The organism is Verruconatronum alginivorum (assembly GCF_056590205.1).
In genome coordinates, this window is sequence record NZ_JBWPVQ010000001.1 from 59469 (window position 1) to 76198 (window position 16730).

Consider the following 16730-nt stretch of genomic DNA (forward strand, 5'->3'; position numbering starts at 1 on the left):
CATCTTACTCCTCTCCGGCTTTATTAATAAGAATCTTCAACCGCGAGTCGGGATTCACCAATCTCCCGGCGGCGACGTCTTCTTCCGTGAATACGCTCAGGAGAATCTCCCGGTCACTGTGACGGTTGAAATCGTGGATGATAAAGATCCGCCCATCCTCCGCCTGATCGCCGTCGGGATACGAGGTCACCAGACGTCCGTCCAGCAACAAGCCACCGTACCAGGATTCACCGTCATCGTCCGACAAATACGCGGTAAGATGGGATCGTTCCTCCCAATACGCCGATACCTCGGCGTCGGTGAGCCAAAGCGTATCCATTTGGGGATTATGTTTCACCAATAATAGCCGCCCGGAGTCAAGATGCCGGATGAAGAAGCGAGAACGAATGTGTGGAATTGGAGAGGTCCGGGCCTCCGACCAGGTCCGTCCTCCATCGGTGGAAAAACTTTCGCCGATGCCCCGCCCCTGCCGATCCTGGGTCCGGGCCAACAGCCAAAGCGTTCCATCCTCCCGCTCCACGATCATATGTTCCTCGAACCGAACGTTGGGGATCTTCGCGGTCCCGAGACGCTCCACGGTCTCGCCCCGGTCACGGCTCCGATAGACGTGGGTTCCAACCCGTTCCGGGTCCCAACGCCGCTGTGCGTCCGGAACGAAACGGTGATGGTTCGGATCCGACGCCGGCTCGTGGCTCCAAATTGCGATGGGAAAGAGCCAGTCGCCCTCCCGGGTCACGGTCGGTTTGTTCATCATGATGCCATCCGCCAGACGCCGAGGTTCTGACCATGTCGGTTCCGCCTCGTCCGGCTCGTCGGTCGTCACCGCCCAAACCCCAGCCCGTCCATCCCACCACCGGTAGGATTGCGAATAAAAGACCCAGAGCCTTCCATCAGGATCGACCCATGGAACCGGATCGTAGGCCCGGACATCTCCTTGCGGATCGATGACAAAACTCGGTTCCGACCAGGTCATTCCACCATCCTCACTGGTCGCGCCAATGACGTAGTTCTCCGGCCCCTCGCCTTCGCCTCCCGCATACCAGACCGCCCAAACCCGGCCCTCCGGCGCCACCGCCACGCCGGGAATCCCTTGGAAGGGACGCTGGTCGTCCCCATATTCCGCCCCCGGCGAAGTATTCACCGGAGTCGGTTCCAAAGCGGGATCGGCCGATTGAGCGGAGGCGGCGGACAGCCCCAGAAAAACGGTGACGGTTATCACGGAAGCAAGAGAGCGGAAAGATAACATAACAAGACAATGAATTTGGGTTGGTTTAAAGTCAGCCCGATTAAGCTGATCCCCCTCCTCGCCCGCAAAGACTTTATGATGTTATGATATCACAATGACCGCGCTCCGCCCCAAAACCTACGAGCGCAATCCGGCCAAAAATACGACGCGCCCGCCCAAGAGAAGGAACAACCCCGCGAGCCGCCTCCATCAGACCGAGCTGTTTGAGTAACAAGTAACCCCAAAGGCCCTCCACCCAAACCGGCGGAGGACCTTTCTTCTGCCGCAACCATCCAATCCCCCTCGCGCCAGTATGACCAAAACGGCAACAAATACTTTCAATAAACCGACAATCCCCCGAAAATCCTATGACGCAAATTTGGCAAACATGGTCCGTCTTAATTTGGACCGTAACAGCAAGCCTTCGACGTCATCCTCAGCCATTGCCAGATGCACGGGCTGAGCCTCATCGTCGGCCAGCCCGGCACCGGCAAAACCATCATCAAGGAAGCGCTCAAAAAACACGACCCAGCCTCAACGGCACCCTCCAACTCTCGGTGAACGAGGACATCCTAAGCCGCGTCACCTACTCGGTTGAACTAAAGCGCCTCACCCCCGACCAGATGAACGAGTTCATCCTCGGACAATTGGACCGCGCCGGCCTCGGCCACAACACCTTCACCGGCCAGGCCATGAACCTCATCGTCCAGTCCTCCGACGGCATCCTCCGGCGCGGACGGAACCTCTGCATCGGCTCCCTCATGGAAGCCATCCGCGACCAAAAAAAAGAACCGTCGAACTCGCCCACGTCAACGCCGTCCTCATGCAACCCCACTGGAGAAAGGAATACGATGCGCCCGCGCCATGAAACACCCGATTTGCAACCAATCCTTGAATACATCCGGAAAACCTATTATTAAAACCTTTCGGCGAAACGTTACCATGAAGACCGGGAAATGCTCCTCTACGCGCTCACCTGGCCCGCCCACTGGCTGGCCGGACGTTCCCTGCGCATCCAACCGGCCCACTACCAACGCATCCTCCTGGAACGCCTCGAGCAAATCCGCGCCTACGGCGATCCGCGAACCTACCGGCGATACTTTCCCCGGTACCTCCTCAAGGTGCTCCAGGACTGGTTCCCCATCACGGGGACGAACTCTACGAACAACTCAAACACATCAGCTACACCCTCGAGTGGATTGTGACGGCCATGGAGAACCGGCCGCCACCCGAACCAGGTATCCAACCATCAAATACCGTGGAGATCCTCGCCAAGGCCCACCATCTCCTGCGCCCGCCCAAGAGACAAAACAACCCCGCGAGCCGCCTCCGTCAGACCGAGCTGTTTGAGTAACCCCAAAGGCCCCGACCATCCAATCCTCCTCACGCCAATATGATCAAAACGATAACAAATACTTCCAATAAACCGGCAATCCCCCGAAAATCCTATGACGCCAATTTGGCAAACATGGTCCGTCTTAATTTGGACCGTAACACCTTTCTTTCTAACGTTCATGTTCTGCTCGTATCTGCGGCGCCTTCAAGGGCGCACGACATAAGGTGATATTGTGCGCTGGAGCGGCTTTCGACAACACCAGGGCGTGCCAGCCGCGGGCGGGAGGGGCGGCCGATTACACCCTTAAGGACCAATTCGACCGTATTGGGTGTATTCGCTCACTCGAGTCATACGGCATTGTACTAGATCAAGGGCTGCTTCCGAGATCGGGTGCCCCTTTTGCCATTCCCTAAATCAAATGGCCCTTATTCCCATAGAAAATGACAGCAATAATATCCATAAGAATAGAATACTATCTATAATTAGAAGGACCGACAACGCCCACGGGAAACGCTTTGCTAGACTGATACCGGCTAAGACTAAATTCGCTATTCCCGCTGGGAATACTATAAAAATACTATAGTCCTCGAACAAGATGTTCCTATTGCTCAAAATCGAAATCCAAATAGCGAGCAATAGAAGACCCGCTATGCATATGTATATGTTTTTTACCTTATTCACCTAGTCTATTATAGATTCCGTTATGGTAATTGGCGAAACGACAGCGCCTTCACGCTCACGCCAATAATTCCCGATATTCGTAAAATAGTTTGTCCAGGTTTGCTCCTGGGCATGTCCGCCCCCCAAAGGGCGTCCTACAAGTTCATTGCCCAAATTCCTGCTACGTTCTTCCGCAATAGTGCGAATCCATAGAGCACATGGGTTTTGAACGCTATCGGAAACCTCCCAGGTTCTCCATCCAATCAATGGATGCCCATTGAAGCGCCCCGTCACTTGGCTAACATTGGAATCCAGTGTGACCGCCCTAACAAGGAATGGCTGTGGATATGAAACACGTACCCTGAAACGGTAGTCGTTTATTATCCCCGACATTACCCCAGGAACACCTCGTATTCTAAACGTAGCAATCAGAGAGCTTTGATTGAATGACACTGTCGCTACATTTGGTTCAAAATGTCGAAATACTTTTAAACCGTCGTATATTTCCTGTTTGAATCCATCTGTGTTCGGAGTCTTAAAAACTATAAGCATTGAATGACTATTCCTCCTGAGCGGACCAAATCCACCATCCAAAACCTCATCTGGCAAGGGATCGTTGTTTGGGCGGAATTCAGGATGCCGAGGATCAGGGTGGTAAGGCCAGGGCAAATCCAGTGGCGGAATAATTGAGGCAGGACTACCCGGTGGAACACCAATAAAATTCAGCCCCAAATAATCCCACCGATTCACCGGGTCGTTTCCGACCATACCGTAAAGGTTCGGGCCGCCTTCTTCCTCAATCGGGTCACGGTTGATCCATCGACCGGTGCTTGGATCTAGGTATCGAAAACCATAATACAGCAGCCCGGTTTCCGTGTCCTCGTATTTCGTGCTGAAACCAAACGGCAACTCCTTCGCCAGGCCGGTTTGAACGACGGATTCGCCAAACGGGCTGTAGTCCGCTCTACCAGCCACAGCGAGCGTCGCAGTATTCACCCACGCGACGATGTTCCCGTTGGCGTCACTGCTTGCGGCGAAGATCTGGGTTGGGGTTTGCGTCCAGAGCAGGCCGCCGACGCCTCCGGCGCCTTGCATTGTGCCGCTCAGATCGAGGCCCCAGATGTGGGCACGAATGATCTTGCCGTTGTTCAAGGCGTTGCGCTCCTCAATCAAATTCCAACCGTCGTAGAGGAAGCGAAGGTCTTTCGTGGTTTGCCAAGTAGACGATCCGGTGTCCCAAGATTTGACCACCTTTTGAATGCGGCGTCCCTGGAAGTCATACGCGAATTCGAACCGTTGCTTGAGGCCGGGGAATGTGGCGGCGATGCCCGGGAGAGTCTCCATGGCGATCAAGCGGTTTTCTCCGTCCCAAGTGTAAGTCCAGCGGCCGTCGAACTTAAGGTTGCCGTCGGCGTCGTGGTCGAAGGACTCCGGAGTTTCCGGGAGGAAGGCCCAGCGGGTTTCGTCGATCAGGTCGTTATCGATTTCGGCTTCCACGATGATGGAAGTATGCGTCGGGGAGGCGGTGTTGTCCACCGGGATTTGACGATAAAAATCGCGGCCGGTGCGCTGGGTGGATTGTCCGTCCACCGTGACGGTCGCGGCTTCGAGCGCCTCACCCAAAACGTCGACCGCCCCGGGAACGGTCCGAGTGAGATATTGGTTGAGGAGGTTGGGCGTGTAACCGGCGTTTTGTCCGTTGGCGGTGGTTCCGGTTCGGTTGCCGATGTCGTCGAAGGTGTAGCCGAACGTGTAGCCCGGGAGGGCGGCCGATTGCGGATCGTCCGAGAGGCGTTTGACCGCGGAGGTCACCTGTCCGAGGACGTCATAGCCGTAATGCCAGGCGCGGCCGTCTTCGTGTTCGACGATGGCCCGCTGGTTGGCGCTGTTGTGGGTGTAGTTGCGCAAAACGGCGGCGGATCCGGCCACGGTGGTTTTCACCTGCTCGATCCGGCCGAGGGCGTCGAGGGTCCGTTCGTGGGGGGCTCGCTCCACCCCGACCCGGCGGATGGTGGTCGATTGATACATCCCGGTGCCGGGTTCGTAGCCGAGGTCGGCCCGGTGGTGCCCTTCGTTGATTTGCCCGAGCCTTCCGGCTTGGTCATAGAGGTAATGGAGTTGGTAGCCGCCGTCGGTTTCGAGGCTACGGGGCCGGTGGATTGTGTCGTGGCCGCGGTCGATTCGCCGGCCGGAGAGGAGGCCAGCGCCGGTGTAGACTTCTTCTTTCAGGAAACCGGCGGAGGTGTGGTCGCGGGTGAGCAGTCCGGCGGCATCGGTCGTGGTTTTCAACCGTCCCATCCGATCATAGGTGTGGGTGATCCCAGGGGTGGAATCGCTGTAGGTCACGGTCCAGAGATCACCCGCGTTGTTGTAGGCATAGTCGGTGGTGACGCCCCGGGCCCAGGTCCGTTGTTTGAGGCGGCCGGACGGCCAGTATTGGTAGGTCGGTCCGGCGGTCGGTCCCTGGTAGATCTTCCCGGTCAGCCAACCTCGCTCAGGATGGTAGGTCCAGGTGGTTTCGGCCGTTGTGCCGGAGTCCTGCCAGGTAGTCATTTTAGTGCGGCGTCCCTGCCGATCGTATTCGTACTCGACCGGATAGGTCCGGGAGCCAGAGACTTTGCGGACTTCGCCGGTGGGCCAGTAGGTCGTGTCGGTCTCGGTGAGATCCGGGTGGATGACTTTGGTGGTCCAACCGCGGGCGTTGTATTCGTAGGCGGTGGTCTGGGCGCCGTCGCCCGGATCGGGGGTGGTGACGGTTTCGAGCCGGTCGTCCAGATGATAGGTGAAAACGGTGGTGCCGCGGGCAGTGGTCGACGTCTGGAGGCGGCCGTAAAGGTCATAGACGAAGGTTTCATTCGACACGGTTTCGCCGTCCGAGGCTTTCCGGGTTTCACTCATCAGGCGGGTTCCCAGGTAGGTCTGGACAAGTTTCGTCCGGTCAGGGAAGGTGGTGGTTTCGGTCCGCTCACCCGACGGATCGATGGAGGTCGCGGTATGGGTTCGGGTGCTGTGGCGGATTTCCCAGGTTTGGGTTCCGTCGATCGAGACGTCGACCAGGGAGACCGTTTCGGGATCGGCGCTGGGGCCGGTCAAGGCTTGGGTGATGGTCCGCCGGACCACCTGTCCGCCCCGCGTCGCGGCGGTGGTCGTCGAACGGGTGATCCGGTCGTCGCCGCCGTAATCGATGACGCCGTCGCGGTCGAGGTCGACGGCGGTCACCCGCCATTCCCGCCAAATACTACCAATTTGTTCCCAAGTGATTTCCGGGAAAGCGAGCGGGTTGTTCGGATCGGCTTCGTCTTCGACAGGGATCAGGACCGGTTCTTCGTTCCAGACGGAATCGAAGAGGTGCTGGACGCCGTCGGGATCGGTCTGGCGGATCAGGCGGCCCGCTGAATCGTATTCCCATTCGGACCGCGCCGCATCCGGGTGTGTGACGCCCAGACGCTGTCCCCGCAGGTTCGTGACCGTGTCGGTCCATTCAGTTTCGGCGCCGTTGTTTCCGACGCGGATCTCGCGGAGTTCGCGTCCGTCGTCGTGCGATTCGTAAGACCACTTCGTGACGAGGAGGCCGTTTCGGTGGAACTCCAATGGCGTGCCGTCCCCGGCGGTGACCGTCAGTTCTTCCAATGCGTAGGAAGCACCGGTGGCCGGATGCGTGACCGTGCGATGCCATTTGCCGGAAACGACCTTGTCTTCGAATTCGGTTTTGAAACCCCGGGCGTCGATACGGGAGACGAGTCGTCCGGCCAAGTCATATTCGAGGCTCTCGACGAGTCGTTCCGAGCCGTCGGAAGCGCGAATCCAGGTTTTTCGGATTCGGTTCAGGCCGTCCAATTCGCTGCGGCGGCCGGAAATGAAACCGCCGGTCGCTGTCCGGATTTCTTCGCCGACCTCGCGGTTCAAGTCGTCATAGAGGATGGTCCGGGTGAGTCCTTCCACGGTGACGGATTCCAACGTTCCGCAGCACTCCGAGTAGACCCGGGTTTCGACGCTCCCGTTGCGATCGATTTCCGTCGGGCTCCCAAGGAGCGGATGCCGGAGTATTACCGCTTCCTCCGAGGTATCCAATTCGGTCGCGATGTCGGTTTCCGTTCGGGAAACCCATCGGCCGTTGGCGTCCGTCACGTTGGTGGTACGGGTGCCGGCCACGAACACGCCTTCGATTTCGTCGAAGCGGCCGCGTTGATGGATCGTGGTCCGCCCGCCTTCTCCGGTTTCGCTGTAAATCCAGGAAACGGTCGTTCCGTCGGGATGGAATTCCCAAGCCGTGCGGCCCGCCCATTGGCCCGCCCGATGAACGTAGCGGACGGTCACCCGCTGGTTCGGCGAGTTCCAAGCGGTCGCGATGGCGGCCGTGGGCTCGCGGGTCTCTTCCTTCTTGAAGGTTTCTCCTCCGAAAGTGACCGGCTTGCTGTAGGTGATGGTATGGGAAACCCGGTTGGTCGCGAAAGGATCGACGAGGGTCCGGCTGGTCCGCAGTCGCTCGTCTTTTCCATCGCCATCCAGATCCGAAAGGATGGAGTTCGTCCGACTCGTGTCGACCCAAGTCCCATCGACGTATTCCCGGCTCGTATAAGTGTTGCCTGTCCCGGAGGCGACCCAATCGATCGCCCAGTAAAGAACGCTTGTCCCGACCCGATATTCCTGATCATATTCGTAGGAGGCGCTGGTCACGAGGCCTTCCACAATATTTCCGGATGTGTCGAGCCTCACGTCTTCCTCCAATTTCAAGCGATCGTTGGTCCACCGCCAAATCTGTCGCGTCGAAGAAAGCAGGCCGTAGGTCGTGTCCGAGACCGTACGCAGTTCGACCACGGCGCCGTTGGCCGCGAAGGTATGGTAGGTTTCAATCACTCCCTCACGGATCATCGCGATCCCCCCTCCGGCATTGGGGACGAAATCCCAAGTGCTGTCCGCCCCGCGTCCCGTGCGTTCGATCCGGATCGCCGGGGCGATCGCGCCGGGGGCCACTTCCCATTCGGTATGGGCGGTTCCGGACGGAGCGACGATTGGGTTTTCCGGATCGTAATTGCCACCGGCCGAGGCCTCGTAGAAGCGGATCCGCATTCCCGGCGACAGCGCGGTCACGTCCACAAAGGCGCCGGGCGCGCGGATTTGACGAACGACGCCGTTTTGACGGATCACCCTCACTTCATTTTCCCAAGCGGTCGAAGCGCCGGAGAAAATCACCAGTTTCGCCGGGTCCAGGAGGTCGCCGCTGAGATCCGGCGAACTCAAACCGATCACCCCGGCCGATTTGCCGTCGGAGAGCTGGCCCAAGCTGACGTTTAAAGACACCGACCCTAAAGCCGCGGTGCCCGAACCTGGCAGACCGCCCCCATGGCCATCTCCGCCGCAGGCGGTTTCGCAACCGCTGGCGAAAGGGATCAGTCGCGGAGCGATGGCCAGCCATCCTTCAGTATCGAGATTCGTCGCACCATATTTCGCAGCCTGGGATACATCGGTGATCAATTCAAATCCTTCGCCGGTCGGGTAAATTTCGGAGGTCGGTTCATTCGGTAACGGCAGATCGACAAAGTCGGACCATCCGCTCTCGTCGATAGTCACCATCACGGGCTCTTGGGGAAGGAGTTCGTTGTGAGTCACCGAGATGGAACCGCCCCAATCAGAAGGGAGGTTGTCCCCCTGTTCCCCGCTCGAGCTACTGCGGGTCAGTGTCGGCGTGAACTTCCCGATCGTGTAATGAAGCATATAAACCCCGGGGCATCCTTTGACTCGAAACCGTCCGGTTTGCTCCGCCCACGCGTAATCGGCGAAAGTGAATGGATAAACATTTGACGCCGTGACGTCTTCGCAGGAAGTCGCCACCCGGCTCGAAGTCCATGCGACACGGTGGATGTTCGTATGAAAGGAAGTCCTGTCCAACCCGGACAAAAAACTCCAACCCGTGGATGGTTCGAACGGAACCGGAAAGGCCCGGCGGTTGCGAGCGGTGAACGGATACTCGTTTTCCAGTTCCGCCCGCGCCCAGTTTCTTGATCGGGTCGAGGCCCCTACGCAATCGCCGCAATCCTGCTCTCCGGAGATAGCGGTGACGTCGATTTCCGTCGGTGCGGGAATATAACTGAAAATTTCTCCCGTCTCGAACGACTCGACGAACGATACGGTGGGATTCGATACCACCCAATAAGTGACTCCATAAGCGCTTGTGTGCAAGACTAACTCCGGTTCGGAACAATCGAAAATCGTCGTGCTATGGCCGAACAATCCGGACAGATAAAGAATTCCTTCGGTATGTCCGGTGAACGCTTCAAAGCCCGCCCACTCTCCCCGGAATCCGCTCGCTTCAAATTGAATCGAATTCTCCGGATCGTCTTCGGCAAGCGCGCGCAGGACGACGGAATGTTTTAAACCGGCCGGAAAAACGGTCGCCAGAGGAAGGAAGACCGCCAACGATCCGATGAAGAGCCTACGACAAAGTCGTCATGATAGATCGGCTGTTTTGAAATACGCAAGGGATACGGGGAAACTTTATGGTGAATAAACGATCAACCCGGCGGCGTTCGCCGTCGCCGGGTCTTCGCCGCCTTTGAGGGACAGTTGCCACAGCTCCCAGTAGGTGAGCGCGCTGCCGTCGGGGGAAAGACCGGTGTAATCGGCGAAAGGGTCGAGCCCGTTCTCCAGTTTCCAACCGCTGGGGATGCCGTCGCCGCCGAAAACCGAGAGATAGGGATCCGGGGCGAACATGTCGGTGAAACGGAGACGGAAAAATCCCCGGCCGGGATCTCCGGCGAGGTGGAAGCCCCAGATGATCTCGTCGTCGAAACCCTGCTCGATCAGCGGCACGTAAATCCAGCCGGTGATCAGGTCGGGGCTGAACTGGACGAAGTAGGTGTGATCGAGTGCACCCTGCCAGGAGAGGTGGAACGCGTCGGTGCCGGGATCATGGAACATCGTCAGCTTTTCGTTGGGCGGAGGGGATGCGAGCGCGAGAGTGGAAGCGGTCCAGAGGAAGGCGGCGCTTGCCGTCGGCCGGACGAAGAGGAGGACCCGAATCGAAAAGGGGATTTGATTCATTGGATGCCGGAAGTTCAGTGTTGTCAGCGTGAGGATGCGGTGCCGCTGCGGACCGGGAAAAAATTGATGACGGTCTCTTGCGGGGGAGCCGGGTTCTCCAGACGATACCGTTCCTCCGCGGCGCGTAAAGCGGCCGCCCGTTGGGCTTGGAGAGCGTATTCGGTTTCGTGTTCCAAATAATGCCGGTGAAGTTCGTCGAGCCCTTCCAACAATCCGGGAGGGAGAGCGGTTTCCGAATCGGCGTAGACGACGTATTCGGGAGCGCCCGACGAAAAAAGCGAAGCGGGTTCGAAAGAGCTGTTTGACTCGGTCCGGGTGACGAGACTCAAAAAGTTGAAAATCGCTTCTTTCGTGGACAAGGTCTTTATCGCCGGAACATGGCCGAACGCCACATTGCTCAGAACGGTGATACCTTCGGATTGCGGCGCAACCTCGATTTCCGTGATCCCGTCACTGAAGACGGTGATGAACAAGGTGAAATTGTAATGAGGAAGGATTGGCCCCGAATAGACCAGCGGTTCTTCTTGTAGCTCCGCCGTTTCGATCGTCGCCCCACTTACCGTGCCTTTCGCCTCCGGCGGCGCGATCCGCCGGAAAATCGTTCGCCGTCCTTCACGTTCTACCACTTGGGTTTGCAGGGGCGGCACCGCCAACAGATCTGCCCGCCTCTCCGCCACAAGCTCCGCTTGGGCGGCGATCTCGGCCGCGACAATGGCGTCGGCTTGTTCGTCGGATAATTCAACCGTCGCCTGGATCGAACTTGAAAGGGCCACGGTAGACGCGAGACAGAAACTATAGAGGAAAGCAGCGGAATTATTGGGTCTCATTTTTGGGACGAGAGGGTCAAGGACAGATCAAGTTGTCAAGGTCGAAACTGGGATGTTTCTATCGAAAATTGCCGGAAGCGGAAAACCGCCCCCGCGAACAAACCGGAGGAAAACAGCAGGATTGGCTTGAGTTTCCAGAATCGAAGTCGTCCGCATCGGGTTGCCATCCCGGAACGGCAAAGCCACCATCCGAAACCCGGGATGCCAAAATCATATACTTCAGCCGAAACGAGTCGGTTTCATCTTGTCCGAAAGCCGGAAGAACAAAAAAGTCGCAGTTGCTCTAAGCGGTCACCCGATTCCCGCTCTGCCCCCAAGCGATCTTTGTGACGCCCGGTTCGTATTCGACCGCCTCGATCAACAAACTGACGGATTCCTTCGCGGTCCATTCCTCCATCGCGGTTGTTTCCTGCTCCGTCCATTCCCGCGCCTCCGCCGGTTCGGATTCGAGCTGAGGCTCCGGCAATTCCGGCGGCGACACCCGTTTGAAAACGATTTTCCGCGCGCCTCCATCCACTTCGACCTCCCGGGTCTCCAGGACCTCAAACGCGAGCTCTGTCGTTTGGGAACCGGGTTCCTCGCCGAGCAGGTCGTTGAACAGCGAAAAGGTTAACAGGAGGGCAAAACCAGGGGCGAGGAACGAGGCGAATGATTTCATATTGGGTCGGTTTTGGACGAGTAGGACGGAACTTTCCGGAAGCACAATCTTAAAACGTGAAGAAAGGAGCAATCATGATGCCTAGCGAGAGATAAATGGCGTCGGAGAGAATAAATCCGGGCACCTTTATGCTGATCAAGCATAATTAAGGTAAATAATTCTGGCACTGTCAAGCATGTGAATTTCACATGCTCATGAAGAAGACCTCAACGAACCTGGGTAAGAATGTGCTGGGGCCGAAGATTCGCGAGATCCGCCTGCGAATGAAACCATCCGTTTCGCAAGGGGATTTATCGGCCCGATTAATGATTCGGGGAATCAACCTCAACCAAAGTGCGATTTCCCGTATTGAGAATCAGGATCGTTACCTGATGGACTATGAACTCATCGAAATCGCCAAAGCTCTGAAAGTGCCGATTCAGCGCTTGCTCGCTCCGTAAGGGGTCGCGGGCGAGAGAGCAGTGCCGATTTGCGAGCAGGGCTTGGGTTTCTCGGCCCGGGGATGCCGAAACAGGCTGGCAGATCGTGCGAGGGCCGGAACTGGCACCGCCGGGTCCACTCATGTTTCGCCCCCTTCGGAGATTCGTCCTTCAGCCGAAGACCGTCGGCCACGGCCAACGTCCCAAACCGCAGAACGTCCAACTTCGGCGGCTAAAGAGCACCCCTCCCCTTAACGAGCAATGCGAACACAGATCCAGCCCCTCGCGATATGGCCAATCACTCCCCGGTCGAACGGCTCAGGCTCGACCCCGGATCGACGGGCCCTCGATGAATGCAGGGGGAATGAGAATCTGGCGGGGGACGGAGGGGACGCCGATTTCATTGTGCATCAACTGGGTCGCCACCAGGTCGACGGCCGCCGAGGCAACGTGGCTCCGGCGGTGATCGATTCCAGCCAGACCGGTCATCTCCTTCGTCCAATCGTGCACCACCAAACCCAGATCGTCCGGAATCCGCATTCCCAGACGGCGCTCCACCCATTCCGGAATATAGGTGTCGAACGAAATAATCGCGTCGGGACGGTGCTCCTTCATCCAGGCGGAAAACTTGTTGACCCCGCGCCCGACCCCGATGTTGGGCAGGAGAAGCAAGGGCACATGATAATGCCGGGGCGTCCGCATCTGATGGTATAACAACGCGCCGGAATAGGTATGGTCCGCCCGGTGATCGATCCATTCCGTAACGACCAAACCAATACGTTTGTAACCCCTCGCGGCAAGTTCGTCGATCGCCGTGAGAATTCCCTGGGTCATGTTGGTGCTCGCACGGTGCAGGTTCGGACGGGTCAAGCCGTAACCGAAGGTCGCCGAACAGAAGCGGGAAAAATCGAACCGGTTCAGTTCCTTCGGCTCCGATTGCGGCGAAGCGATCACCCCTTCCACCCCCCGCGCTCCCAACACTTTCGCCAATCGCTCGGCGGTCATGTTGTCCCGTCCCAACCAGAATTCTTCGGCGCGGTAACCGTGCTGAATCGCCCGGGCCTGGATGTCCGCCAGCGCGACATACCGATAGGGAAGATCGTGAACTTCGTCGCGGACCACCGCCAGGACCGATTGAATCTCCCGCCGTTTCCGCCCCCGCACCCGGGCCATCAACCGGGCCATCTCCGGATCGGGTTGATACCCAACGGCTACAATGGCTTCGTTGACCTTGCGCCGGGTCTCCTCGGATACCCGCGGCGAGTTCCGCAATACCCGGGAAACCGTCATCGCCGAAACTCCGGCGTGTTCCGCCACCGTCGCCAAACTCGCTTCCTTTGATTTTCGTGCCACCTGATGTTTGAATAACATGACATTCGTTTTGGCAAGCGAAACAGAATGGGGCACCCTGATAGTATTCCAGACCGATCTTCGGCTCCGAATCAGGGAGAAAGGCGGTCGCCGATTCCTTGAACCATTGACGCAATGCAAGATCTAGTAGCCAAAGCACCTCCCGCTCCAAGTTTGTTCGGAGCGGAATTGGAGGATATCCTCAACGAAGCCGCCGTGTTGGCGGTGTTGACCATCCAGGACGCCAACGACGCCGTGCCGGTCGCCCGGGCCTTGGTGGACGGCGGGGTGACCGCAATGGAGCTCGCTTGGCGAACCCCCGCGACGCTCGACGCACTCGCCGCCATCCGGCGGGAGGTTCCCGAAATGCTGGCCGGCATCGGAACCTTGTTGACCATTGACCAGATGCAGACCGTCCGGGAAGCCGGGGCCGCGTTCGGCGTTTCCCCAGGACTCTCCATCCGCCTGCTCGAGGCGGCGGCCGAGCTCCGGTTTCCTTATGCGCCGGGAATCATGACGCCCAGTGACATTCAAGTCGCGGTGGAACACAACTGCCGTCTCTTAAAATTCTTCCCGGCCGAGTCATCCGGGGGGATCACCCACTTGAAAAATATGAATGCTCCGTTTGCCCATCTCGGTCTGCGATACATCGTACTGGGGGGACTGAACGAAGATAACGCGGGGGAATATCTGAAGGTGCCATCGGTCTCGGTCCTCGGAGGGTCCTGGATCGCCTCGCCCGAATTGATCGCGCGCAAAGACTGGACAACTATCACCCAACGGGCTCGACGCGCGCGGACTTTGGTGGAAAACCGTTAATCACTTTTTATTATGACGAAAACAATCACTTTTGGGGAGGTCATGCTGCGGGTTTGCCCGCCCGGCTTCGAACGATTCCGTCAAGCAATGCCGGGAAAAGTCGACGTCACGTTCGCCGGCGCCGAAGCCAACGTGGCGGTGTCGCTGGCCCATTTGGGCACCCAAACCCGTTTTATCACCGCCCTCCCCGACCACGCGGTCGCTGACGCCTGCCTGGCCGACTTGCGATCCTACGGCGTCGATGTTTCCGGCGTGCAACGGGTCAAGGAAGGTCGCCTGGGGGTCTACTACGTGGAGCGAGGGGCCAACCAACGTCCGGGCCGCGTGATTTACGACCGCGATTACTCCAGCGTCGCTCTCACGCCGCCGGGCGCTTATCCATGGGACGAAATTTTCGATGACGTCGGCTGGTTTCACTTTACCGGAATCACTCCCGCGCTCTCGGAAAACGCCGCGGCCTGCTGCCTCGCCGCCCTGCGCAAAGCCAAGAAATACGGCCTGACCGTCTCCTGCGACCTGAATTTCCGCACCAAATTGTGGCGCTGGAAACCGGGGAAATCCGCTTCCGAACTGGCCGGCGAGGTCATGCGGGAATTGCTCCCCTACGTCGACGTGCTGATCGCCAACGAAGCCGACGCGGCCGACGTGCTCGGAATCCACGCCGGCGCGAGCGATGTCCACCACGGCAAGCTCGACATCGCCCATTATCCCGAAGTCGCCGAAAAGATCATCGAAGCTTTTCCGAATATCGGTTACGTCGCGGTGACCTTGCGCGAAAGCATCTCGGCCACCCACAACAACTGGGGGGCCATGTTGTATGACGGAAAGCTTCATCGTCCGGTTTTCGCCCCGTTGAATGAAGAAGGTGAATACAAACCGTACGAGATCCGCAATATTGTCGACCGGGTCGGTGGCGGAGATTCATTCGGCGCCGCATTGATCTACGCCATGCAGTCGGAGCAATACACCAACGGCACCAGTCCGGTCGCCTTCGCGGCCGCCGCCTCCTGTCTCGCCCACTCGATCGAAGGCGATTTCAACCTCAACCAACGCTCCGAGGTCGAAGCCTTGCTCCAAGGCTCGGCATCCGGACGAGTGGTCCGGTAGAAGCGCTCAAGTCCGAAGCCTTTCATCTGGCCGATTCGTTGGGAGCAAGTCGACGCGCCAACCTCGAGACACACCTCACGGCTCAACCGCCAAATCGGAGGGTTGGCTTCCAGCCGACCAAAACACGGCGGGCACGCCGCTACTGACGCTGACGGCGGGCGGCAGGATGCCACCCCTCCCAATGACCTCCCGACATCACCGACCAAATCGGAGGGTTGGCTTCCAGCCGACCAAAACACGGCGGTCACGACGCCACTGACGCCGACGGCGGGCGGCAGGATGCCACCCCTCCCAGTAACCTCCCGGCTCCACCGCCAAATCGGAGGGTTGGCTTCCAGCCGACCAAAACACGGCGGTCACGCCGCAACTGACGTTGACGCCGGGCGGCAGGATGCCACCCCTCCCAGTGACCTCACGGTTCAACCGACCAAATCGGAGGGTTGGCTTCCAGCCGACCGCATACGGCGCTCACGACCAATGTTTGATTGCCAGCAAAACCCGACAGAGTATTTTCCCACGTTTATGCCTACCTCCGATACCCCCTCTTACCTCGACCCGCGAAGGGAAATCCGACAGAGCCTTCACCGCCTCCCCCATTGGCAGCAGGATGATTGCACCTACTTCCTCACCTTTCACTTGGCGGACTCCATCCCGATCGAATTATTTGCCCAATGGAAAACGGAAAAGGATCAATGGCTCAAACATCACCCACCGCCCCTGACGCCCACTCAGGAACTTGAATACAAGCGACTATTCTCGGCAAGACTGGAGCAATGGCTGGACGCGGGGCATGGCGCATGTCCACTCCGTCGCAAGGAATGCGCGGAAATAGTATCCTGTGCCCTCCACCATTTCGAAGGGGATCGCTACGAGCAACATTCGTTCGTGATCATGCCCAATCACGTCCACACGCTCTTCCGCCTCATCCCTCCCTGGCAATTGGACCAGGTGCTCCATAGCTGGAAGAGCTATACCTCCGGCAGGATAAACAGGATACTCGGCGATCGAGGAGCATTATGGCAACGCGATTATCACGATCGCCTCGTTCGCAATAAGGATCATTGGAGGAACTGCGTCCGGTATATCCGCAACAACCCAAGGAAGGCACGATTACGCGCGGGCGAGTTCATTCTATTCGAAAGCGACCTCGCGAGTCAGGTCGTTTGACCAACAGCAATTGGAGCCGCAACTGACGCCGACGGCGGGCGGCAGGATGCCACCCTCCCAGTTACCTCCCGACGTCACCGGCCAAATCGGAGGGTTGGCTTCCAGCCGACCAAAACACGGC

12 protein-coding genes are annotated in these 16730 nt (G+C 58.3%); 6 read left to right on the top strand and 6 right to left on the bottom strand.

Features of this window, described 5'->3' with window-relative positions; all coding sequences use genetic code 11:
• Positions 1–4 precede the first annotated feature (4 nt).
• Positions 5–1219: a sialidase family protein gene (locus ACWUI2_RS00140; protein ID WP_486980833.1), complete on the bottom strand. Its 1215-nt coding sequence runs from the start codon at positions 1217–1219 to the stop codon at positions 5–7.
• A gap of 563 nt (positions 1220–1782) precedes the next feature.
• Here ACWUI2_RS00140 and ACWUI2_RS00145 point away from each other — a divergent pair.
• On the top strand, positions 1783–2145 hold the full coding sequence (locus tag ACWUI2_RS00145; protein ID WP_486980834.1) for a hypothetical protein: 363 nt from the start codon (positions 1783–1785) through the stop codon (positions 2143–2145).
• 36 nt (positions 2146–2181) lie between these two features.
• Positions 2182–2430, top strand: a complete 249-nt coding sequence (locus tag ACWUI2_RS00150; protein WP_486980835.1) for a hypothetical protein — start codon at positions 2182–2184, stop codon at positions 2428–2430.
• Positions 2431–3242: 812 nt separating this feature from the next.
• On the opposite strand, the gene ACWUI2_RS00155 is transcribed toward ACWUI2_RS00150, so the two are convergent.
• The 4 genes from ACWUI2_RS00155 to ACWUI2_RS00170 all read right to left on the bottom strand — a co-directional run bounded on the left by ACWUI2_RS00155 (position 3243) and on the right by ACWUI2_RS00170 (position 11747).
• Positions 3243–9638 (bottom strand): RHS repeat-associated core domain-containing protein, encoded by a 6396-nt coding sequence (locus ACWUI2_RS00155; RefSeq protein WP_486980836.1) that lies wholly within the window; start codon positions 9636–9638, stop codon positions 3243–3245.
• Positions 9639–9716: 78 nt separating this feature from the next.
• Positions 9717–10262 carry a hypothetical protein gene (locus tag ACWUI2_RS00160; protein ID WP_486980837.1) on the bottom strand — a complete coding sequence of 182 codons (546 nt, stop codon included), beginning with the start codon at positions 10260–10262 and terminating at the stop codon, positions 9717–9719.
• A 23-nt stretch (positions 10263–10285) separates the two neighbouring features.
• The gene (locus ACWUI2_RS00165; protein ID WP_486980838.1) at positions 10286–11035 is read right to left on the bottom strand and encodes a hypothetical protein; all 750 of its coding nucleotides are present in this window, start codon (positions 11033–11035) and stop codon (positions 10286–10288) included.
• 337 nt (positions 11036–11372) lie between these two features.
• Complete coding sequence (locus tag ACWUI2_RS00170; protein ID WP_486980839.1) at positions 11373–11747, bottom strand: hypothetical protein; 375 nt, start codon at positions 11745–11747, stop codon at positions 11373–11375.
• Between the two features lie 194 nt (positions 11748–11941).
• On the opposite strand from ACWUI2_RS00170, the gene ACWUI2_RS00175 reads away from it, so the two are divergent.
• The gene (locus ACWUI2_RS00175; RefSeq protein ID WP_486980840.1) at positions 11942–12187 is read left to right on the top strand and encodes a helix-turn-helix domain-containing protein; all 246 of its coding nucleotides are present in this window, start codon (positions 11942–11944) and stop codon (positions 12185–12187) included.
• A gap of 297 nt (positions 12188–12484) precedes the next feature.
• Here ACWUI2_RS00175 and ACWUI2_RS00180 read toward each other — a convergent pair whose 3' ends face one another.
• A complete protein-coding gene (locus ACWUI2_RS00180; RefSeq protein ID WP_486980841.1) occupies positions 12485–13537 on the bottom strand; it encodes a LacI family DNA-binding transcriptional regulator in 1053 nt (350 codons plus the stop codon).
• A gap of 114 nt (positions 13538–13651) precedes the next feature.
• Here ACWUI2_RS00180 and eda point away from each other — a divergent pair, with 114 nt between their 5' ends.
• The 3 genes from eda to ACWUI2_RS00195 all read left to right on the top strand — a co-directional run bounded on the left by eda (position 13652) and on the right by ACWUI2_RS00195 (position 16609).
• Positions 13652–14335, top strand: coding sequence for a bifunctional 4-hydroxy-2-oxoglutarate aldolase/2-dehydro-3-deoxy-phosphogluconate aldolase (eda, locus tag ACWUI2_RS00185; protein WP_486980842.1), 684 nt, complete (start codon positions 13652–13654; stop codon positions 14333–14335).
• 12 nt (positions 14336–14347) lie between these two features.
• Entirely contained in the window at positions 14348–15442 is a 1095-nt protein-coding gene (locus ACWUI2_RS00190) for a PfkB family carbohydrate kinase (protein WP_486980843.1), read from the top strand.
• Between the two features lie 522 nt (positions 15443–15964).
• Positions 15965–16609, top strand: coding sequence for a transposase (locus ACWUI2_RS00195; RefSeq protein WP_486980844.1), 645 nt, complete (start codon positions 15965–15967; stop codon positions 16607–16609).
• Positions 16610–16730: the final 121 nt, after the last annotated feature.